Genomic DNA, 20,630 nt, shown 5'->3' with positions numbered 1-20,630 from the left:
ACGGTGTTTCCAATCGGGTGCGAAGGACGAGCTGGATGGTTCTCCAGACCGGCAAGTTTACCGGAAATCGGACATTGCCGTGGGAAATGCCCGGTTTTGGCCCGCCCGGCACGCCTTATCGCTTGGCGCCACCGTGGCAAATCTGGCGTAATGACGCGGCATTGTCACGCTGTCACGTATGCTTGCCGGATAACCAGAGAGTTTCTTGCTTCGCATCAAAGGCGCTGTGATATTCTGTGATATCCAAATTAGACGCATTTAACATGCCGCATTCGCGCCGTTTCATCCATCGTTTCACGCCCCGCGGACTGGGCGCCTGGCTGGCGCTGGCCTTTTCGCTGCTGACCGTCGTGCTGACGCTGCTGCTGGTCGAGGTGGTCGAGAGCGCCGCCACCAGCCAGGTCAAGAGCAGCATCGGCTATGGCCTCGGCGAAATGGCAAACCAGACCGCCGACAAGCTCGACAGCGGGATGTACGAGCGCTACCGCGAAGTGCGCCTGATGGCGCGCCGCAACGACCTGATTTCTCCCAACGCCAGCCAGGAACAGCGGCGCGCCATCCTGCGCGACATGCAGGCCACCTACGGCTATTACGAATGGATCGGCATGGCCGGCCTGGACGGCACCGTGCTGGTCGAGGCGCGCGGCATGCTCGAGGGTAAGAACGTGGCCAAGCGGCCCTGGTTCAGCAATGCGCTGAAGGGCAACTACGTCGGCGACGTGCACGAGGCGGTGCTGCTGGCCAAGCTGCTGCCGGTGCAGGAAGGCGAGCCGCGCCGCTTCGTCGACGTCGCCTTCCCGTACCTGGACGCCGCGGGCAAGCCGGCCGGCGTGCTCGGCACCCACCTGTCGTGGCAATGGGCGCGCGACGTCGAGCGCTCGATCATCGCGCCGGTGCAGACCCGCAACAAGGTGCAGGCGCTCCTGGTGAGCGCCGAAGGCGTGGTGCTGCTCGGCCCGGAGGGATTGCAGGACAAGACCATCGACGTGGCCAGCCTGCGCGAAGCGCGCCAGGGCCGCACCGGCTACGCGGTCGAGCGCTGGCCGGACGGGCGCGACTACCTGGTCGGCTACGGCGCCACGCGCGGACGCGGCGACTATCCGGGCCTGGGCTGGTACGTGCTGGTGCGCCAGGACGTGCAGGACGCTTTTGCGCCGGTGCGCGAACTGCGCCGGCGCGCGCTGTGGAGCGGCCTGGGTCTGGCGCTGCTGTTCTCGCTGGCCGGCGTACTGGTGGCGCGCCGCATCACCCGTCCGCTCGAAGCGCTGGCGACGTCGGCCGACCACCTGCGCCGCGGCGACAGCACCGAACTGGTGCCGGGCGGCCGTGGCTACACCGAGGTGCGCAAGCTGTCCGGCGCGCTCAACGCGCTGGTGGCGGCGCTGGTGCAACGGCGCGCCGAGCTGCAATCGCTCAACGACACGCTCGAGCAGCGCGTCGACCAGCGCACCGTGGAACTGGAACGCGCGCTGTCGTCGGTGCGCGCCAGCGAACAGCGCATCGCGGCGATCGTCGAGGCGGCGCAGGACGCCTTCATCGCGGTCGACCAGCGCGGCATGATCATCGACTGGAACCCGGCCGCCGAACGCATGTTCGGCTGGGCGGCGCACGAAGCGGTGGGCTGGCCGATGGCCGAGATGATCCTGCCCGAGCGCTACCGCCCGAGCATCGCCAAGGCCCTGCATTCGCTGCGCCAGCTGGCGCCCGACGCGCAGGTGCGACGGCGCATGGAGCGCACCGTGATCAACCGCCAGGGCGCCGAGTTCACGGTAGAGACCACGGTGGCGCTGGCCGGGGTGGGCAGCGACGCCTTCTTCAGCATCTTCCTGCACGATATCTCCGAGCGCAAGAAGGTCGACCGCATGAAGACCGAATTCGTCTCGACCGTCTCGCACGAGCTGCGCACGCCATTGACCTCGATCCACGCCTCGCTGTCGATGCTGGACCAGGGCATGGCGGGCGAGTTGCCGGCCGACGTGGCAGGTCTGATCCGCATCGCCAGCCAGAGCTGCGAACGCCTGATGCGGATGGTGAACGACCTGCTCGACATTCAGAAGATCGAAGCCGGCCAGATGGAGTACAAGCGCACCGCCCAGCCGCTGGCGCCGCTGCTGCGCCACGTGGCCGAAGCGATGGCCGGCCACGCCAACCTGACGCGGGTGAAGATGAAGCTCGACCTGCCGCCGGGATCGGACGGGGTGCAGGCCGAGATCGACCACGACCGCATGGTGCAGGTGCTGACCAACCTGGTGTCGAATGCGATCAAGTTCACGCCGTCGGGCAAGGAAGTGACGATCGGGCTGGCGCAGCGGCCGGGGTGGGCGCGTTTATCCGTGACCGATGAAGGGCCGGGGATCGCGCCGGCATTCCAGCCGCGCGTGTTCGAGCGTTTTGCGCAGGCCGATGCGGCCGATTCGCGGCCGAAGGGCGGGTCGGGGCTGGGGCTGAACATCAGCAAGGCGATCGTCGAGGAGCATGGCGGGACGATCGGGTTCGAGACGCATGCGGGGTTGGGGACCAGGTTTACGGTGGAGTTGCCGCTGGCTTGACGTTTCGAGCTGCCATCAGCACGATTGTGGCCCGCTGCTTTTGCCCGTCATCCCCGCGAAGGCGGGGATCCAAGTTTTGCTCGATCAGCTCACTGCTTCAAACGATAGTGGTGCGCACCGAACTTGGATTCCCGCCTTCGCGGGAATGACGGATCATAGGTTAGCGGATCAAGGATTGGCCGCGTGGCCGCGTGTTGCGTGCGATTACCGCAGTTCGTGCAGCGCCATCCCGCCAAAACTCTTCCACGCCCCGAATACCCGCTCCAGCTGCGGCAACAGCCGCATCATCCCCGCCTTATCGCGATGGAACGTGGTCGCCGATCCATCGATCGTGCGGCTCCCGCTGAACGCATACATCCGCCCCTGCGGATGCGCCGCCGGAGAACGCAGCAGCACCAGTACCTGCCGCCCTTCCACCTCGGCCAGCAGCAGATCGCCTTTCGCACCCGCTTCGACGCGCCGGTAACGGCGCTGCTCCTCCGCCGCGATCGGCCCCGCTTCGAGCGCGATGCGCACCCGCTTGCCGTGCTCCACGCCCCAGTCCAGGAACGGCGCCGCGAAGCGCTGGATCTGGGCGGGATCGGTGCGGTAGTCCATCACCGCCAGCCCGTCCGCATGGCGCGCCAGCTCGCGCAGCAGCTCGCGCTTGCCGTCCCACCAGAACGGCACCACGAATTCGAGCGGCATCGCACCCGCCGCCTGGCGCAGGGCGGCGGCCAGTTCCAGGAAGCGCCGGTCGCGCTGGGCCGGGTCGAGCACCGTGGCCGGCAGCAGATAGGGTTCGACGTCGAACTGCATGCCTGTCAATCGCGCCGCCGGTGCGGCCGCTGCGTTATAGGCGGCGTAGGCGCGTGCGCGGGCGGCGCTGGGCGCGTGCTGCGCGGGCAGCACCATGTGCGGATCGCCCTCGACCGCCGTCACCGCGACGCCGCGCGCGCTGGCGCGTTGCAAGAATGTTGCCAGCGCTTCGGGTTCGGCCACCCGGCCATCGCGCAGCGGTACCGTGACGAATACTTCGTCCAGGCCCTGGCCGACGGCCCAGTTGATCAGCGCATCGCCGCGCTCGCGCCACTCGGCCCGGTCCCAGGCCCAGGTCGAGCGCGGTGCACTGACCGACGCCGCCGGTTCCAGCGTGAGGGCGTCGAGCGTCAGCTTGCCACCCTCTTGCGGACACAGGACCGTGAACTGGCGCCAGCCGGCGCGATCCATATTGGACGGCAGCGCCAGGCGCGCGCCGTCGGCCAGTACGCCCATGTCGAGCGCAGCTTCGCGCGCCGCCAGCCGCGCATCGGCCACTTGCCAGACAAAACGTCCGCTGCCCGACAACCCCGCCTGCAGCACCACGTCGGCGCGCGACAGATACCACGGCCCCTGCAGCAGCACGCCGGCCGGACGTGACCCGGGCCGGCAGGCGATGCGCAGGCGGCCATCTTCCAGCGTCGTGGTCACGCGCTCCTCGACGCCGAAGCCACGCGCCGTCATCGCGCCCAGCAGGTTGACGCCGAGCGGCATCGGCCCCGGCGCCTCGGGCGCGGGATTCGCCGCCGGCAGCGTGTGCTCGCTGATTTCGAAGCGGCCGTCCTTGTCCACACCCTGCAGCAGGATCTGCTGTTCGGGACGGGCGTCCGGCGGCAGCGGGTACACGGCCAATACCTGGGCCGGATCGACGCCCGCCGGCACGGACGCGGCGTGGGCGGGAGCGATGGTCAGGAGCATCGGCAGCAGATAGCGGTGGACGGTAGCGGACATGGATCGCAGTCTAGCGCGCACGGCGCAAGGCGCGCGCTCAGTTCGGAGGCTTGGTGCCATCCGCGGCGCGCTCGGCATCCTTGACCGTGCCGCGCCGCTGCATCGCGCCCCAGCTGGCTTCGCGCTGGGTGGCCCAGCGCCACATGCCGATCAGGCGCCACCAGGCGTTGATCTGGCGGTAGCCGAAATTCTCCAGGATCACGATCGCGCCCAGCGCCAGCAGCTGCTTGCCGCGCGGGTAGATGTGGAACGACATCTCTTCCAGCAGCAGTCCTGACGCGGACAGCAGGATGCCGAGCCCGATCGCCACGAACAGGAAGGCGCCGAACGCCTGCCACGAGATCAGGCCGGTGAAGAAGGCGAAGATCATGAAGGCGTAGCCGCCCAGTTCCACCAGGGGCCCGAGCCACTCGAACAGCAGCATGAACGGAAAGGCGACCCGGCCCGGCACGCCGCCGTTACGCGAGAACATCAGGCCCCAGTTGGCGGTCAGGCTCTCGGCCAGGCCGCGCTGCCAGCGGATGCGCTGGTTGCGCAGCGTGCGCAGGTCTTCCGGCGCCTCGGTCCAGCACACCGGATCGGGCACGAACTCGATCCGGTACGGCTGCCTGCGCGCGCGCAGCAGGCGGTGCATGCGCACCACGAGCTCCATGTCTTCGCCGATGGTGTTGACGCGGTAACCGCCGGCCAGCACTACCGCGTCCTTGCGGAACACGCCGAAGGCGCCCGAGATGATCAGCATGCCGTTCATGGCCGACCAGCCCAGGCGCCCGAACAGGAAGGCGCGCAGGTATTCGACCACCTGGAACAGCGCCAGCGTGTTGGACGGCAGGCCGACGCGGGTCAAAAAGCCGCCGCTGACCTGGCAGCCGTTGGCCACCCGCACCGTGCCGCCGGCCGCCACCACGGTGGGGTCGCGCAGGAACGGCTCGGTGACTTTCGACAGGCTGTCGCGCTGCAGGATCGAATCGGCGTCGACGCCGCAGAACAGCGGATAGCGCGAGACGTTGATGCCGGCGTTGAGCGAGTCGGCCTTGCCGCCATTGACCTTGTCGATCACGCGCACGTTCGGGTAGCGCGTGGAGCGGTACACCTGGCGCACTTCGCGGGTAGGAATCTGGCGCCGGTAGGCTTCGGGGAAGGGCAGCAGCGCGAACTCGCGCTTAAGCACTTCCAGCGTAGCGTCGGTGGAACCGTCATTGACAACGATGATCTCGAACTCGGCGTAGCTCAGTTGCAGCATCGAGCGGATCGAGGCCGCGATCGAGGCTTCTTCGTTATACGCCGGCACCAGGATGCTGACCGGCGGTTCCAGGCCCGAATAGGCGCGCGGCAGTTCGGCCATGAACATCTCCTGGCCCTTGCGCCGCAGCGCGCGCAAGGCGAAGCCGTTCAGGGTCAGGTAGCCGACATTGAGCGCGATGAAGTAGCAGAACACGAACCAGGTGATGAACTCCACCAGCAGGTGGTCGAAACTCATTGCATCTCCTTCATGCGGTCTCCTGTTCGGCCAGCACCTGGTCCAGCATGTCGAGCGCGAAGCGGTCGGTGAGCGAGGCGCGCACCGCCTGCATGTCGGCGCGCGACAGCGCCGGCAGTTCGCGCAGCGCCTGCGCCGCGCGGTAGCGCACCCACCACTGGGGGTCGCCCAGCAGCGCGGTCAGGCGCGGCGCGTCGTCGCGGTTGCCGATGCGGCCCAGCGCGCGCGCCGCCTGCACCCGCACCTGCCAGTCGGGATGCGCCAGCAAGGCCCGCACCTCATCGATGGTCTCGGGCGTCATCACACCGCGCAGGCCGGCGATCACGATCGGCACCGCGCCGCTGCTCAAGGCCCCGGCCAGCACCGCGCCCGGCAGCGGCACGCGCAGGGCCTCTGCGATGCGCAGCGCGCGCGGCAGGCGTTCTTCGGGCAGGCCGGGCAGGATGCGGCCCAGCACCGCGGCGGTCGGCGCCGCGGCCTGCTGCAGGATGCCGGCCACGTGCGACAGCGCCCAGTCGTCGCGCTCGATGAACAGCGGCGTCAGGTACTCGGCGGCGGCGTCGGGATCGATCCGCACCAGCGCCCACAAGGCGGTCAGCGACAGCGCGCTGTCGGGCGCCTGCGCCAGCGGCAGCAGGCGGTCCCAGGCCGCGCGGTCGCGCAGATGGCCCAGCACCAGCGCCGCCAGCAGGCGTTCGTCGCGCGGGGCGCGCGCCAGCATGCGGCGCGCCAGCGCATCCACGCCCAGTTCGCGCGCCATGGCGTTGAGCGCGTCGGTGGCTTCGCCGCGCAGCGACCCTTGCAGGTGCACCCACAGGCGCATGAAGTGGATCCGTTCGTGCGCCGGCAGCAGCGGCAGGGCAGGGCTTTCGCCGACGATGATGGCGTTGAGCAGCGGACGCCAGCGCGCCACCGCCTCGGCATTGCGCGCCTGGTGGCGGCGCAGATCGATGCGCAGCAGGATGATCTGGCAGGCCAGCAGCAGCGTCACGCCGAGCGCGATGGTGCCGGTCCAGACCGCGATGGTGACGAAGGGATCGGTCGACTGGACGAGCGCCACGTGCCGGATGCGGTGGGGCGCGTCAGGCGCCGAGCTTGAGGAAGCGCCGCACCCGCGCCAGCAGTTCGTTCGGCTGGAACGGTTTGATGACGAAGTCGTTGGCGCCGGCGTCGAGCGCGCGCACGGTGTCGCGCTCGGTGTTCTTGGCGGTCAGCATCAGGATCGGCACGCCGGCCCATTCCGCGCGCACGCGCGCCTGGGCCACCAGTTCGAAGCCGTCGATGTAGGGCAGCATGACGTCGAGCAGGACCAGGTCGGGCAGCGGGATGTCGGCACTCCCGGCGCCGGTGATGTAGTCGCTCGCCGCACGGCCATCGGCCAGGTGCGTGACGCGGTAACCCTGGCGTTCGAGCATGAAGCGCAAAACCTGGGCGATGTGATCGTCGTCCTCGACGACCAGCACCAGCGGTGCGGGAGCTTGTTCGTTATGCATGATGGCTGTGTAAAGAGGTGACGCGATTATACCGATGACGGGCGTCCAGATAACAGACTGCAATTGAACAGTTTGTTGCTATTCGACATCAACCAATCGTAGATGGAAACCCGCGTCCGCGCAATGGGTCGAGCAGCGCGCGCAGGTCGTTATGGTCGAGCTCATACATCAAGGCCAGCAACTGGCCCAGTTCGCCGTGCGGAAAGCCTTCGCGCGCGAACCAGCCCAGGTAGTGGCCGGGCAGCTCGGCGATCTTGCGGCCTTTGTATTTGCCATAGGGCATTTCACGGACCAGGAGCAATTGCAGGTGTTCAGCGTTCATCGTGCGGCACTTTAGCAAACAACGGCGACGTTGTAGCATTTGGATGACAGAAGGGAGGGGATATGAATAGCGAATACGACCTGGAGCGCTTCGTGCAGGCGCAAGATCCGGTATATGCCGGCGTGGTGGACGAGCTGCGCGCCGGCCACAAGCGCAGCCACTGGATGTGGTTCATCTTTCCGCAGATCGCCGGGCTCGGAAGGAGCAGCATGGCGCAGCGCTACGCCATCGCCAACGACGACGAGGCGGCCGACTACCTGGCGCATCCGGTGCTGGGGCCGCGCCTGCGCGAATGCGCGAACATCGTGCTGTCGCAGCAAGGGCTGAGCGCGAACGACATCTTCGGCGATCCGGACGACGTCAAGTTTCGCTCGTCGATGACGCTGTTCGCCGACACCGCGCCGGACGAAGCGGTGTTCCAGGCCTGCATCGACAAGTACTTCGACGGCGAGCCGGATCCGGAAACCCTGGCGCGGCTCTAGGCTTGGAGAGGGTCAGGCGTCCGCGAACTGTTCCAGCAGCTCTTCGCCGCGGCCGATCGCGGCCACGTGCAGGATCACGGTATCCGTGAACTGCAGCGCCGGGTGGCTGGCGCGGTGGCGCGCGAACCAGAACACTTCTTCCAGGTCCTCGTCCTCGTGCGAGGTGCCCATCACGGCCTGCTCGGGCGCGGCCTCGTCGCCGTCGATGGTTTCATCGGCGGCATCGTCGATGGCGTCGCGCCAGCTTTCGCATTCCTTGCCCCAGGCCAGCAGGAAGCGGCAGCCGGACGCCACCAGCCAGCGCGCCACGTCCCAGCGCCACATCTCGTCGCTGTCGTCGTCGATCACGGCGATCGCCATGAACGGCTCCAGGTGCTTGAGGTCGGGCAGGTCGGCGTGCGGGCGCAGCTGGATGTAATGGACTTTCGAGGTTTTCATGGTGGCGCGAAGTGAGGCAGTGGAAGCAAAGGCGCATTATCGCCGCTCGGCACGCGGCGTGAAAGATCCGGCTCAATCGGGCTGCGCCGACGAGCCGCCGGCCAATAGCGCGCGCAGGCGCGCGCGGCGCCGTTCCAGGCCGGCCATCTCGGATTCGATCGCGGCCAGCAGCCGGTGCTGGGCCGGCGCGGTTTCCGGACACATGGCCGCGCCCTCGACCGCCAGCATGCAGTTGGGGAAGGCACGGATCTCGGCCAGGTTGAAGCCGGCCGCGATCAGGCGCTGAATCTGGCGCACCCGCGTCACCGCGTCCGGGGCGAACACGCGGTAGCCGTTGGCGGCGCGGTGCGAGGGCAGCAGGCCCTGTTCGTCGTAGTGGCGGATCGAGCGCACGCTGGCGCCGGTGGCGCGCGCCAGGTCACCGATCGACAGCAGCGTGGTAGCGGCAGGGTGGGTCATTCGCTTGACTCTCACATTAATGTCAGGCTTCAGGATAGCACTTCCATCTTTTCGGAGTGAGCCATGAACCTGCTGTTACCGCGTGCGCGCCGCCACGCTTTTTCATCTTTCTTCCTCGCCGCGCTGCTGCTGACGATGTCTTCCTGGCTACAGGCCGCTATCAGGCATTACACGGTCAGCGCGCCCGACGGCGTGCAGCTGGCGGTGCAGGAATCGGGCGACCCGCAAGGCGCGCCGCTGATCCTGATCCACGGCCTGCTCGGCAGCCACCTGAACTGGGACGCGCAGCGCGCCGATCCGACGCTGCAGCACTATCGCCTGATCAGCTACGACCTGCGCGGCCACGGCCTGTCGGGCAAGCCGGCGGGGGAGGCCGCCTACAGCGACGGCCGGCGCTGGGCCGACGACCTGGCGGCGGTGATCGCCGCCACGCGCAATAACGCGGCGTCGGCAAGAAAACCCGTGCTGGCCGGCTGGTCGCTCGGTGCGGCCGTGATCTCGAACTACCTTGCCGCCTACGGCGACGACGCCATCGCCGGCGCCGTGTATGTCGATGGCGTGATCGAACTGGGCAACCCGCAGCAGATCACCGCCCATCCCGAGATCTACCGTGACCTGAACGCCGCCGACCTGCGCACCCGGCTGGACGCCCAGCGCGCCTTCCTGGCGCTGTGCTTCCACACCCAGCCGGGCCAGGCCGTGTTCGAACGCCTGCTGGCCAACGCCGCGCTGGCGTCGTGGGACATGCAGCGCGGCGTGTTCAGGATGGAGTCGGCTGCCGCCGCCGCGGGGCTGGCGCGGATGAAGGTGCCGTTGCTACTCCTGTACGGCGAGCGCGATGCGCTGGTCAACGCCGGGCCCGCGATCGCGCGGGTGCGCCAGCTCAATCCGCGCGCGAGCAGCGTGCTGTATGCGGAGTCCGGCCATGCGCCGTTCATCGAAGAGCCGCAGCGCTTCAACCGCGACCTGGCGCGCTTCGTCGACGCCGCCTGGCGCCGCGTGAAATAAAAGCTTAGTGGATGACGGGCTGCCCGGCGCGCTGCACCGCGTCGCACAGGATCGCGAACAGGCGCTCGGTGTCGATCGGCTTGACCATGTGATGGTCGAACCCGGCCGCCATCACCTGGGCGCGGTCCTTTTCCTGGCCATAGCCGGTAACCGCCACCAGCAGCGCGCCGGCGGTTTCCGGCCGCGCGCGCAGGCGCCGCGCCAGTTCGAGGCCGTCCATGTCGGGCAGGCCGATGTCGAGCAGGCAGGCTTGCGGCGCGTCGGCCTGGGCCCGTGCCAGCGCGTCGTGGGCGTGGTGTTCGACCAGCACCCGGTGCCCCTGCGATTCGAGCAGCATGCCGAGCGTGACGGCTGCATCGACATTGTCGTCGACCACCATCACACTCAGCGCGCCGGCGGCGGCCGGCGCCGCTTGATGCCCGGCATCGGGCGCGGTGGCGGCATCATCCTGCAGCAGCGGCAGGCACACCGAGAAACGGCTGCCCGCGCCCGGACCGCCGCTCTCGCAGGCGACGCTGCCGCCGTGCAGTTCGACCAGGCTGCGCACCAGCGCCAGCCCGAGTCCGAGGCCGCCCGACGAACGGTCGGACGAGCGCTCGGCCTGCGCGAACAGCTCGAAGGCGCGCGCCGCCAGTTCGGGCGCCATGCCGATCCCGTTGTCCAGCACTTCGACGCACAGATCGTCGCCGTGTTCACCGGCGCGCACCACCGCGTTCAGCGCCACGCGCCCGCCCTCGGGCGTGTACTTGGCGGCGTTATTGAGCAGGTTGGCCAGCACCTGCACCAGGCGCTTGCGGTCGCCCAGCACGCGCGTGCCGGCCGGCGGCAGCTGCAGCGACAGCTGGTGGCGGCGCGCCTGCACCAGCGGCATCACCTGTTCCACCGCCTCGTGCATGACGCCGTCCATGTCGAGCGGTGCGTTATCGAGCTGCACCAGCCCGCGCGTGACGCGCGAGACGTCCAGCAGGTCGTCGATCAGTTCGGTCATGTGGCCGACCTGGCGCCCGATGATCTGGCTGGTGCGCTTGAGCATCGCTTCGTCCGGCTTCATGCGCTGCAACAGCGCGGCGGCGGCGCCGATCGGCGCCAGGGGATTGCGCAGTTCGTGCGCCAGCATGGCCAGGAATTCGTCCTTGCGGCGGTCGGCTTCGCGCAGCCGTTCCTCGGCCGCCTTGCGCTCACTGATGTCGCTGGCGGCGCCGATCCATTCGACCAGCGTGCCATGGGCGTCGAACATCGGCACCGCGCGCGACAGCGTCCAGCCGCTGCTGCCGTCGGCGCGCCGCACCCGGTGTTCGAGTTCGAACATCGAGCGCTCGCGGATCGCGCGCGCGATCTCGCGGTTGACCAGTTCCTGTTCCTCGGGCGGCACGTAGTCGCCCACCCAATAGGCCCGTGGCGCGGCGGCATCCTTCAGGAAGCCGCGCCCTTCGAGGTGGCGCAGCTGGCTCCAGTCGGGACTCATGCGATAGATGACTTCGGCCGTGGCATTGGTCAGCGCCCGGTAGCGCCGCTCGCTCTCGCGCAGCGCGGCCTCCGAGCGCACCTGTTCGGTGACGTCGTTATTGCTGTGCGAGATGCAGACGATGCTGCCGTCGGCGCCGAAGATCGGCGTGCTGGTCGCGGTCCAGAAGCGTTCCTCGAAGCCGCTCTCGCCGTTGGGCAGGATGACCGGAATCGGGTAGCGCACCGCCGGCAGGGTATCCGGCTGGCCGCTCGCCAGCACCTTGGCGAACGAGGCGCGCAGGCGCGCTTCGCCGGTGTCTTCCGGATCGTCGGGATTGCTCGGGAATGCTGTGAACAGGCTGGCGCCGACCAGTTCCTCGCGCGTGCGGCTGGACGCCCTCAGGAAGGCGTCGTTGACCGCGAGGATCACCGCATCGGGCGTGGGCGACAGCAGGTAGTGCCCGAACGGCGAATTGTTGAAGGCGGACTCGAAAAGGTCTGGGGGAAGCATCGTTTCTGCTGCCGGTTAGCGATGGCGCATTATAGGGCAGAAGCGGATCGTGTTAATCGAGCAATTGTGTGAGTCACAATCTGGGCGAATTCGGGTGCGGCGCAGTGCTGCTGGCTGGGCTTTACGCGATTGGTGGCGTTAGCCCAATGCCACTGATCGACGGGCGCCCGACCGACTCCTTGTAGCGCGCGATCGCACCGGGAGACAATGCTTCGGCTACCACCGCCGCGCGCGCATCGTCCGACGCACGGTGGCGCGGGTGAGGCGTCCTGAAAGCGCGCACCGTGAAGGCGTTGCCGGTGTCGTCGGCGAGCGCAATATGGAACTCCCACAAGCGCTTGGGGTTGTGGACTTCGGAATTCAGCAGGCTGTCGAAATAATGCGACTTGAGGTAGCTGTCGCAGCTGCTGCCGGTGGTGAAGACGATCAGCTCCGGTCTCAGTACGGCGATCTGGATGCGCAGCAGTCGGGCCGACAGGTCCAGGATCCTGGCGCTTGCCGGTCCTGGCGCGCGGTCCGGCCGCGACTTGTTCCTGTCGACGCAGAACAGATTGGCCCACACGGGCGCATCCTTCAAATGGCGGTCATCGGGTGCGGCGACCATCTGCGCCACGCGCCGGTAGAACTGGAAGAAAGTCGACGTTGCCTTCACCGTGCCGACTTTCTTCCTGTGGTACGCCATTTGTCGTTCGAGGTAGGCCGCGACGTCAATCTGCGCGCCAGTGGCGGGCACGGCGTCCGCGCCTTTCCAACCCGCGGTGTCGCGTCCCACGATCATGATCCGCACTTTGCTGCGCAGATAGCTTTCGCTGGCTGTGGCGACGAAAAGGCCGGACAGGCGCGTGTCCTGGTAGAGCAGTCGTAAGTTTTCCGCATCGACTGCTTCGACATAGCGCTGCAACAGCCGGTCGTTGAGCGTTGTGGCGGATTCGGTCAGGGTAGGGGCGGCCATGGATACGGTTCGTCGTGCGATTGCAAACCGGAAAGTATAGCGCCGCCCCTGCCGGCAAGTGCGATCGGTCAGTCGCGCACGCGCACCACCAGCTTGCCGAAGTTCTGCCCGTCCAGCATGCCGATGAACGCCGCGGGCGCGCTGTCCAGGCCATCGACCACGTCCTCGCGCCAGCGCAGCTCGCCATCTTTGATCCACTGCGCCGCCTGTTCCAGGAACGCCGCCTGGTGCCGCTCGATGAAGTCGGTTTGGATGAAACCGCGCACGGTCAAGCTCTTGAACAAGGTGTCGGACAGGCTGATCGAGGCGTCGGTCGCCTGGTCGCTGTATTGCGAGATCAGACCGCACACGGGAATGCGGGCGAACTGGTTCAGCAGCGGCTTGACCGCTTCCAGCACCTTGCCGCCCACGTTCTCGAAATAGACGTCGATGCCGTCCGGGCAGGCAGCGCGCAGTTGCTCGGCGAAGTCGGGCGCGCGGTGGTCGATCACGGCGTCGAATCCCAGTTCGTCCTTCACATAGGAACACTTGGCGGCGCCGCCGGCGATGCCGACCGCGCGCGCGCCGCGGATGCGGGCGATCTGGCCGACGATCGAGCCGACCGCGCCGCTGGCGGCGGCGACCACCACCGTCTCGCCCGGCACCGGACGGCCGATTTCTTCCAGCCCGACATAGGCGGTGAAGCCGGTCATGCCGAGCACCCCCAGCGCGGTCGAGATCGGCGCGACCGACGGATCGATGCGGCGCAGGCCGCTGCCGTCCGAGATCGCGTATTCCTGCCAGCCCGAGTAGGACAGCACGATGTCGCCGTCGCGCCAGTCCGGGTGGCGCGAGTGCCTGACCCGGGCCACGGTGGCGCCCAGCATCACGCCGCCCAGCGGCACCGATTCGGCATAGGTGGCGCCGGCGTTCATCCGGGTACGCATATAGGGGTCGAGTGACAGGTACAGGATCTCGAGCAGCAGTTCGCCGTCGCCCGGTTCGGGAACCTGCACGGTCTCGGTACGGAAGTCGGATGGCAGCGGACGGCCGTCAGGGTGTGCGGCGAGCAGGATGCGGCGGTTTTGCAGGGCGGTCATGGATTCTCCTTTGGTCGATCGACAGCGATCGGAAACGCCAGCATAGACAAGGGCCAGTTATATAACTAGACTGAAAACGTTGATTCAGACTTTATCTCAATGTGATAGCAGACGCTTTCGAACCACAATTGCTGCGCGCTTTCGTGTCGGTCTGCCAGCAGGGCAGCCTGAGCCGCGCGGCCGACCAGGCGGGCCGGGCGCAATCGGCCCTGAGCACGCAGATCCGGCGCCTCGAACGCCTGACCGGCAAGCGCCTGCTGCACCGTACCGGGCGCGGCATGGTGCCGACCACCGACGGCGAACTGTTCCTGAGCTACGCCAACCGCATCCTGGCGCTGGGCGATGCGGCGGCGGCGCGCCTGAGCGAGCAGTCGGTCGCCGGCCTGGTGCGGGTCGGGCTGTCGGACGACATCGCGGTGACGGCGCTGCCGGCCGCGCTGGGCAGGTTGCGCCGCGCCTGTCCCGGTCTGCAACTCGAGATCTTCATCGACCATGGCGAAGCGCTGGCCACGCGCTGGCGCGACGGCGGCCTGGATATCGCGGTCGGCGTCGCTTCGGCGTTCGACCTCGATCCGCTGCATGCCTGGACCGTCGAGCTGCAGTGGGCGTGTGCGATCGACGAGCCGTTCGATCCCGATGCGCCGCTCGACCTGGTCGTGTTCGGCGAGCCGTGCGCGTAGCGCAGCGTGATGTTCGACACGCTGGCGCGCGCCGGGCGCGACTTTCGGGTCGCCTTCACCAGCCAGAACATCAGCGCGGTGACGGCGGCGGTTGAAAGCGGCCTGGGCGTGGCGCTGCTGCCGCCCGAATGCATACGCGTTGACACCATGCGTACGCTGGCACTGGCGGCGCCGGGCGAACCGCCGCTGAAGGCCAACTTCGGCCTGTTCGCTGGCGCGCGCCAGAGCGAACCGGTACGGCGCACGGTCGAACTGCTGCGGCAAAGCCTGCAAAGCGCGGTACTGCCTGATGCCGGCGCGGGCCGGGCGGCAGCAACCGCGCCGCGTACGACAGCGCCATATGACGGATAACGGATCGGCTTGCGTATAATCGCTGGAAGCTCGTTTCATATTTACTAGAAAACAACAACTCATGGCCTCATCTTCCGACAACATCAGCATGGCGGTGTTCTGCGACTTCGAAAACGTCGCACTGGGCGTGCGCGACGCCAACTACGAGAAATTCGACATCCGTCCGGTGCTCGAGCGCCTGCTGCTCAAGGGCAGCATCGTGGTCAAGAAGTCGTACTGCGACTGGGATCGCTACAAGGCCTTCAAGGCGCCGATGCACGAAGCCAACTTCGAGCTGATCGAAATCCCGCACGTGCGCCAGTCGGGCAAGAACTCGGCCGACATCCGCCTGGTGGTCGACGCGCTCGACCTGTGCTACACCAAGTCGCACGTCGACACCTTCGTGATCATCAGCGGCGACTCGGACTTTTCGCCGCTGGTGTCGAAGCTGCGCGAAAACGCCAAGCAGGTGATCGGCGTCGGCGTCAAGCAATCGACCTCCGACCTGCTGGTGGCCAACTGCGACGAATTCATCTTCTATGACGACCTGGTGCGCGAGCAGCGCCGCACGGCTGCCAAACGCGACGAACGCAAGAGCCAGCCGCAGGCGGCCAAGCGCGGCAGCGCCAGCGACGACAAGCGCAAGGAAGAACTCGAGGCGCGCAAGGTGCAGGCGCTGGAAATGGTGGTCGAGACCTTCGACGCGCTGGTATCCGAGCGCGGCGACACCGGCAAAATCTGGGCCTCGCTGCTGAAGGACACACTCAAGCGCCGCCGTCCGGAATTCTCGGAAACCTATTACGGCTTCCGCACCTTCGGCAACCTGCTGGAAGAAGCGCAGACGCGCGGGCTGTTCGAGTTCGGCCGCGATGAAAAGTCGGGTACCTATGTATACCGCAGCGCGGGCGCGGCGGCTGCCGTGCCGGCGACTGATGCTGCGATTGCCGATGCCACCCAGGCGCCGGACGCCGTGGTGCAGGACATGATCGACGCCGCGGCGCCGGTCGAAGGCACCGGCGAAGAACCGGCCAAGGAAAGCCGCCGTGGCCGTGGCGGCCGTGGCCGCAAGCAGGGTGGTCGTGGCGAAGCCCTGGCCAGCCAGGCGATTCCGGCACTGCTGGAGCCGGTGGCGCAGGAAGTCGAAGCGCCTGTGGCCGCAGCGCCGGAAACGGTGGAAACCGCACCGGCCGAGGTCGTGGAAGCGACGCCGGTGACCGTCGACGCCGAGCCGGAAGCGGCCGCGGTGGTCGAGGAAGCGCCGGCCCCGGTCAAGGAGCGCCGCCGTACGCCGCGCAAGCCGGCGGCGAAGAAGGTGGCGGCAGTGGCCGAAGCACCGGTGGCGGAAGAAGTCGTGGCCGTGCCGAGCGTCGCCGAGGTGCCGCAAGCGCCTGCCGCCAAGGCAGCGCCTGTGGTGGAGGAAGCGGCACCTGAAGCCGACGCCGCTGCCGACAGCGACGACGCCAAGCCGGCGCGCAAGAAGTCGGCCCGTCCGTCGCACAAGGCGCCGGCCCGCAAAGCCGCCCCGCGCAACCGCCGCCCGGCCAAGCCGAAGGCCGGCACCGAGAACGGCTGATCCCGGCCGTTTGACCAGGAGGCGGCGCGTGCGCCGCCTCCGCAGCACCGCTGCAATAATGGCTTCGCCTGTCCGATTGTCGGGCAGGCATTTCCGATTCGGAGCCTGCCATGCGTTTGCCTGCGCTGTTCGCCGCACCAGTGTTGTTGTTCGCCCTGAGCACGCCGGCCGCGGCGGCGCCCGCGCTATCGCCCAGCCACCCGATCGTCGGCATCTGGCGCCTCAGCCTGCCCGAACTGAGCTGTACCGAAACCTACCGCTTCCGCGCCGACGGCACCACCCTGGTCACCAGCGCGGCCGAAGTGTCCGAGAGCCGGTTTTCGATCCCCGAACGTCCCAGCGCCAAGGGGTTCTACCGGCTCGAAGACAAGATCGTCAAGGACAACGGCAAGAAGGACTGCTCCGGCGAGGTGATGGCGGTTGGTAAAAGCGTCACCAATTTCGTCCGCTTTCATCCCTCCGGCGCGCTGTTCGTGATGTGCGCCGACGAGTCGATGGAGATGTGCATCGGTCCGTTCGAGCGCGTCACCGGCGAAGAAGCGTAAGCATCGCAGGCAGGGAAGGGCGGCCGCGAACGGGAACTCCGTTTGCTGTATATTGCCGGGCAAAATAACGATTCCTCCCCGCGTCACCATGTCCCCGTTGCTCCTGTTCTGCATCCTCATCGCCTACTTCCTGCTGCTGCTCGGCGTCGCCCACGTCACCTCGCGCGGCGCCAACAACGACAGCTTCTTCATCGGTAACAAGAGCAGCAACTGGATGCTGGTCGCCTTCGGCATGGTCGGCACCACGCTGTCCGGCGTCACGTTCGTGAGCGTGCCGGGCGCGGTCGGCCTCGACGGCTTCGGCTACGCCCAGATCCTGATCGGCTACGTGCTCGGCTACCTGGCCGTGGTCTGGCTGCTGCTGCCGCTGTACTACCGGCTGCAATTGACGTCGATCTACCACTACCTCGACCTGCGCCTCGGGCGACGCGCCTACCAGAGCGGCGCCGGCTTCTTCATCATTTCGCGCCTGCTAGGCGCCACCGCGCGCCTGTACCTGGTGGTGAACATCCTGCAGGCCGTCATCCTCGACAGCCTGGGCATACCGTTCTGGATCACTACCCTGGTGGTGCTGGGCATGATCCTGATGTACACCTACCAGGGCGGCGTCAAGACCATCGTCTGGACCGATACCCTGCAGACAGGCTGCATGCTGTTCGGCCTGTTCGCCTGCGCCTGGTTCCTGCTGGGCGAACTGAACCTGTCGGTGCCGGACAGCCTCGAGCGCATGCGCGCGCAGGGCCTGGCGCATGTGTTCACTTTCGACATCGACAGCCCCAACTTCTTCCTCAAGCAGATTCTGGCAGGCGCCTTCATCACCATCGCCATGACCGGGCTCGACCAGGAGATGATGCAGAAGACGATCTCGGTGAAGACCCTGAAGGACTCGCAGAAGAACCTCTTGAGCCTGACTGCGGTGCTGGTGGTGGTGCTGCTGTCGTTCCTGTTCCTGGGCGGCCTGCTGTATCTGTACGCGCCGACCGTCGGCCTGAGTGCCAGCGGCGACAAGATCTTCCCGGCCGTGGTGATGGGGCACATGCCGGCGGCCTTGCAGATCATCTTCCTGATCGCGCTGATCTCGGCGCTGTTCCCGAGCGCGGACGGTGCGATCACGGCGCTGACTTCGTCGTTCTGCATCGACATCCTCGGCATCAAGCGGCGCAGCGACCTGAGCCAGCACGCTGCCGAGCGCCTGCGCCGCCGCGTGCATCTGGGCTTCGCCTTCCTGTTCCTGCTGCTGGTGATGGGCTTCAAGGCGGCTGATAACCCGAGCATGATCGGTGTGATTCTGAAACTGGCCGCCTACACCTATGGCCCGCTGCTGGGCCTGTTCGCCTTCGGCATGATGACGCGGCGGATGCCGATCGACCGTTTTGTACCGTTTGTCACAGTCGGCGCACCACTGCTGTGCGCAATCCTTGAGTACAATCAAGCTTACCTGCTCGGCTCTTACCGACTCGGGCTGGAATTGCTTATGGTTAACGGGGCGCTGGTGTTTGCCGGCCTGCTGGCGATTTCGCGCCGCATGCCGGCCGGCGAACGTCCGGCGGCGGCCTCTGCATAGAAACGCACAGCTGCCCGTGTTGCTTTATGTTTGCACCAACCTTCTAATGGAGTTTCGATGGCCTTCAAGCCCCTGAGTGCGCTGCGGCGCGGGTTCGTGTTCCTGTGGACCGCGCTCGACGTCACCCGCCGTACGTTCTTCAATCTGCTGTTCCTGCTGATCCTGATCGCCATCATCGCCATGTTCTTCGGCGGCGGCGTCAAGCCGATCGCCGGCAACACCGCGCTGGTGCTTGAGGTCAAAGGCGACCTGGTCGAGCAGTACGAGACCACGCTGCGCGACACCGTGCTCGACAACGTCGGCGGCGACAGCAAGCGCACCGTGCGACTGCGCGACGTGCTGCTGACGCTCGACACCGCGGCCAAGGACCCGAGCATCTCGAGCGTGGTGGTGATCCTGGACGAGATGGATGGCGGCGGCATGGCCATGCTGCGCGAGTTCGGCGCCGCGCTGGGACGCGTGAAAGCGGCGGGCAAGAAGGTGGTGGCCTGGAGCGGTCAGTACGACCAGAAGCGTTATCTGGTGGCATCGCACGCCAGCGAAGTCTATGTGCATCCGATGGGAATGGTGCTGATCGAAGGCTTCGGCGGTCGCCGCAACTATTATCGCGACGCATTGGACAAGGTTGGCGTCACGGTCAACCTGATCAAAGTCGGCACCTATAAGAGCGCGGCCGAGCCGTACATCGCCAACGGCCCGTCGCAGGCGGCGCGCGAAGCCGATGCCTACCTGTACAACGCGCTGTGGTCGGGCTACACCGGCCTGGTCGAGAAGAACCGCAAGCTGCCCGACGGCGCGCTGGCCTCGATGATCGAGAACCTGCCGCAGCGCATGGAAGCGGCCGGTGGCAACGCGGCCAAGGTGGCGCTGGACGCCAAGCTGGTCGACGGCCTGATGACGCGCGACCAGCTGCGCTCCCTGATGATCAAGCGCGGCGTCTATGAAGAAGACATCAAAAGCTTCCGCCAGGTGTCGTTCTACGACTACCTGTCGCGCCACCCGCAGCGCGCCTTTGGCGACGCGGTCGGCGTGATCGTGGCCGCGGGCTCGATCACCGATGGTTCCGGCGGCCCGGGCGTGGTCGGTGGCCGCAGCACGGCCAACCTGATCCGCCAGGCGCGCGAGGACGATTCGGTGAAAGCCGTGGTGCTGCGCGTCGATTCGCCCGGCGGCAGCGCCTACGGTTCGGAACTGATCCGGCGCGAGCTGGAACTGACGCGCGCCGCCGGCAAGCCGGTGGTGGTGTCGATGGGCAGCGTGGCGGCCTCGGGCGGCTACTGGATCTCGATGGCGGCCGACGAAGTCATCGCCGACCCGGCCACCATCACCGGCTCGATCGGCGTGTTCGCGCTGCTGCCGACCGCCGACAAGGTGGTCGACAAGCTCGGCATCCACACCGACGGCGTGACCACCACCTGGCTGGCCGACGCCTACAACCCGCTGCGCCCGCTCGACCCGCGCTTCGGCCAGCTGGTCCAAAGCAGCATCAACAACGTCTACAGCGAGTTCACCGGCAAGGCGGCGGCAGCGCGCAAGACCACGCAAGCGAAGATCGACGAAGTCGGCCAGGGCCGCGTGTGGACCGGTGCCCAGGCCAAGGAACGCGGCCTGGTCGACCGCCTGGGCAGCTACAACGATGCGTTGGCCTCGGCCGCCGGCCGCGCCAAGCTGGACAAGGATTACCGCGTGGTTTATGTCGAGCGTCCGGTGACCCGGGTCGAGCGCTTCCTGCAGATGGCGGGCGCCTCGGCGGCGCAGGCGATGACGATCCAGGTCAAGCTGGGCCTGATCGACGATGCGATCCCGGCCGGCCCGGTGACCAAGGTGGCGCAGGACATGGCCTTCCTGTCGTCGCTGAGCGATGAGCGCAAGCCGTTTGCGGCGGTGGTGCATTGCCTGTGCGGCGAGCTCTAAGTTATGTAGCGACTTTGTAACCGAATCATACAAAGTGACAACGGGCGCGGAGGATT

17 protein-coding genes and 1 pseudogene are annotated in these 20,630 nt (G+C 67.3%); 8 read left to right on the top strand and 10 right to left on the bottom strand.

Features of this window, described 5'->3' with window-relative positions; translation table 11 throughout:
* The first annotated feature begins 263 nt into the window (after nucleotides 1-263).
* A complete protein-coding gene (locus RTQ83_RS02090) occupies nucleotides 264-2,549 on the top strand; it encodes an ATP-binding protein (protein WP_312510932.1) in 2,286 nt (761 codons plus the stop codon).
* A 204-nt stretch (nucleotides 2,550-2,753) separates the two neighbouring features.
* On the opposite strand, the gene RTQ83_RS02085 is transcribed toward RTQ83_RS02090, so the two are convergent.
* The 5 genes from RTQ83_RS02085 to RTQ83_RS02065 all read right to left on the bottom strand — a co-directional run bounded on the left by RTQ83_RS02085 (nucleotide 2,754) and on the right by RTQ83_RS02065 (nucleotide 7,593).
* Nucleotides 2,754-4,298 carry a hypothetical protein gene (locus RTQ83_RS02085; protein ID WP_312510930.1) on the bottom strand — a complete coding sequence of 515 codons (1,545 nt, stop codon included), beginning with the start codon at nucleotides 4,296-4,298 and terminating at the stop codon, nucleotides 2,754-2,756.
* A gap of 37 nt (nucleotides 4,299-4,335) precedes the next feature.
* Nucleotides 4,336-5,778 carry a glycosyltransferase gene (locus tag RTQ83_RS02080; RefSeq protein ID WP_312510929.1) on the bottom strand — a complete coding sequence of 481 codons (1,443 nt, stop codon included), beginning with the start codon at nucleotides 5,776-5,778 and terminating at the stop codon, nucleotides 4,336-4,338.
* 10 nt (nucleotides 5,779-5,788) lie between these two features.
* Complete coding sequence (locus tag RTQ83_RS02075) at nucleotides 5,789-6,838, bottom strand: HEAT repeat domain-containing protein (protein ID WP_312510928.1); 1,050 nt, start codon at nucleotides 6,836-6,838, stop codon at nucleotides 5,789-5,791.
* Nucleotides 6,839-6,860: 22 nt separating this feature from the next.
* Entirely contained in the window at nucleotides 6,861-7,271 is a 411-nt protein-coding gene (locus tag RTQ83_RS02070) for a response regulator transcription factor (protein ID WP_312510927.1), read from the bottom strand.
* A gap of 88 nt (nucleotides 7,272-7,359) precedes the next feature.
* Nucleotides 7,360-7,593 (bottom strand): DUF3820 family protein, encoded by a 234-nt coding sequence (locus RTQ83_RS02065; protein ID WP_312510925.1) that lies wholly within the window; start codon nucleotides 7,591-7,593, stop codon nucleotides 7,360-7,362.
* 62 nt (nucleotides 7,594-7,655) lie between these two features.
* Between RTQ83_RS02065 and RTQ83_RS02060 the strand changes: the two genes are divergently transcribed.
* Entirely contained in the window at nucleotides 7,656-8,075 is a 420-nt protein-coding gene (locus RTQ83_RS02060) for a DUF1810 domain-containing protein (RefSeq protein ID WP_312510923.1), read from the top strand.
* Between the two features lie 12 nt (nucleotides 8,076-8,087).
* Here RTQ83_RS02060 and RTQ83_RS02055 read toward each other — a convergent pair whose 3' ends face one another.
* On the bottom strand, nucleotides 8,088-8,513 hold the full coding sequence (locus RTQ83_RS02055; RefSeq protein ID WP_312510921.1) for a hypothetical protein: 426 nt from the start codon (nucleotides 8,511-8,513) through the stop codon (nucleotides 8,088-8,090).
* Nucleotides 8,514-8,585: 72 nt separating this feature from the next.
* Complete coding sequence (locus RTQ83_RS02050; protein ID WP_312510920.1) at nucleotides 8,586-8,972, bottom strand: MerR family transcriptional regulator; 387 nt, start codon at nucleotides 8,970-8,972, stop codon at nucleotides 8,586-8,588.
* A gap of 63 nt (nucleotides 8,973-9,035) precedes the next feature.
* On the opposite strand from RTQ83_RS02050, the gene RTQ83_RS02045 reads away from it, so the two are divergent.
* A complete protein-coding gene (locus RTQ83_RS02045; protein WP_312510919.1) occupies nucleotides 9,036-9,980 on the top strand; it encodes an alpha/beta hydrolase in 945 nt (314 codons plus the stop codon).
* A gap of 4 nt (nucleotides 9,981-9,984) precedes the next feature.
* On the opposite strand, the gene RTQ83_RS02040 is transcribed toward RTQ83_RS02045, so the two are convergent.
* The 3 genes from RTQ83_RS02040 to RTQ83_RS02030 form a co-directional block, all read right to left on the bottom strand.
* Nucleotides 9,985-11,937: an ATP-binding protein gene (locus RTQ83_RS02040; protein WP_312510918.1), complete on the bottom strand. Its 1,953-nt coding sequence runs from the start codon at nucleotides 11,935-11,937 to the stop codon at nucleotides 9,985-9,987.
* 121 nt (nucleotides 11,938-12,058) lie between these two features.
* The gene (locus RTQ83_RS02035; protein ID WP_312510917.1) at nucleotides 12,059-12,889 is read right to left on the bottom strand and encodes a hypothetical protein; all 831 of its coding nucleotides are present in this window, start codon (nucleotides 12,887-12,889) and stop codon (nucleotides 12,059-12,061) included.
* Between the two features lie 68 nt (nucleotides 12,890-12,957).
* Nucleotides 12,958-13,968 (bottom strand): NADP-dependent oxidoreductase, encoded by a 1,011-nt coding sequence (locus RTQ83_RS02030; RefSeq protein WP_312510916.1) that lies wholly within the window; start codon nucleotides 13,966-13,968, stop codon nucleotides 12,958-12,960.
* Nucleotides 13,969-14,069: 101 nt separating this feature from the next.
* Between RTQ83_RS02030 and RTQ83_RS02025 the strand changes: the two are divergent.
* The 5 genes and pseudogenes from RTQ83_RS02025 to sppA all read left to right on the top strand — a co-directional run bounded on the left by RTQ83_RS02025 (nucleotide 14,070) and on the right by sppA (nucleotide 20,574).
* Nucleotides 14,070-14,999 (top strand): annotated as a pseudogene (locus RTQ83_RS02025) (LysR substrate-binding domain-containing protein).
* Between the two features lie 61 nt (nucleotides 15,000-15,060).
* Nucleotides 15,061-16,551 carry an NYN domain-containing protein gene (locus RTQ83_RS02020; protein ID WP_312510915.1) on the top strand — a complete coding sequence of 497 codons (1,491 nt, stop codon included), beginning with the start codon at nucleotides 15,061-15,063 and terminating at the stop codon, nucleotides 16,549-16,551.
* Between the two features lie 110 nt (nucleotides 16,552-16,661).
* Nucleotides 16,662-17,096, top strand: a complete 435-nt coding sequence (locus RTQ83_RS02015) for a hypothetical protein (RefSeq protein WP_312510914.1) — start codon at nucleotides 16,662-16,664, stop codon at nucleotides 17,094-17,096.
* An 88-nt stretch (nucleotides 17,097-17,184) separates the two neighbouring features.
* The gene (locus RTQ83_RS02010; RefSeq protein ID WP_312510912.1) at nucleotides 17,185-18,660 is read left to right on the top strand and encodes a sodium:solute symporter; all 1,476 of its coding nucleotides are present in this window, start codon (nucleotides 17,185-17,187) and stop codon (nucleotides 18,658-18,660) included.
* A gap of 57 nt (nucleotides 18,661-18,717) precedes the next feature.
* Nucleotides 18,718-20,574 (top strand): signal peptide peptidase SppA, encoded by a 1,857-nt coding sequence (sppA, locus tag RTQ83_RS02005; protein WP_312510911.1) that lies wholly within the window; start codon nucleotides 18,718-18,720, stop codon nucleotides 20,572-20,574.
* The last annotated feature ends 56 nt before the right edge of the window (nucleotides 20,575-20,630 follow it).

Source organism: Massilia sp. (assembly GCF_031995545.1).
In the GTDB taxonomy this organism is placed as follows: domain Bacteria; phylum Pseudomonadota; class Gammaproteobacteria; order Burkholderiales; family Burkholderiaceae_D; genus Telluria.
This window is presented reverse-complemented; position numbering and strand designations above follow the sequence as displayed.